1 protein-coding gene is annotated in these 384 nt (G+C 65.1%); it reads right to left on the bottom strand.

The features are described from left to right. Positions 1-384: VCBS domain-containing protein (locus tag HXS65_RS17380; protein ID WP_218015117.1), on the bottom strand; the 384-nt coding region annotated here is incomplete at both ends.

Raw genomic sequence — 384 nt, 5'->3', positions numbered from 1 at the left:
TGCCTGGGTTTCCGTCGCGTCATTGTCGAGGGTGTAGGTCCAGCTGCCATCGGCGGCGACCTCGAAGCTGCCGTAGACACTGCTGTCATCGGTGGCGGCGACGAAGGCCAGATCCGGGTTGTCGGCATCCGTGGCCGTCAGCGTGCCGCTGGCTTCCAGAGTGCCGTCTTCTTCCACGGCGCCAGAATCGGCCGTGATGACCGGGAGGTCGTCGGTACCGGTGATGACGATGTCGACCGCGGTGGTCGAGTCATCGCTCAGCGTGACGGTGTAGGTCTCGGTGACGGTCTCGCCGGCAGCCAGTGCCTGGGTTTCCGTCGCGTCATTGTCGAGGGTGTAGGTCCAGCTGCCATCGGCGGCGACCTCGAAGCTGCCGTAGACACT

Origin of the sequence: Cobetia sp. 5-25-4-2 (assembly GCF_013374075.1) — a bacterium.
GTDB classification, from domain to species: Bacteria; Pseudomonadota; Gammaproteobacteria; order Pseudomonadales; family Halomonadaceae; genus Cobetia; species Cobetia marina.
This window is presented reverse-complemented; position numbering and strand designations above follow the sequence as displayed.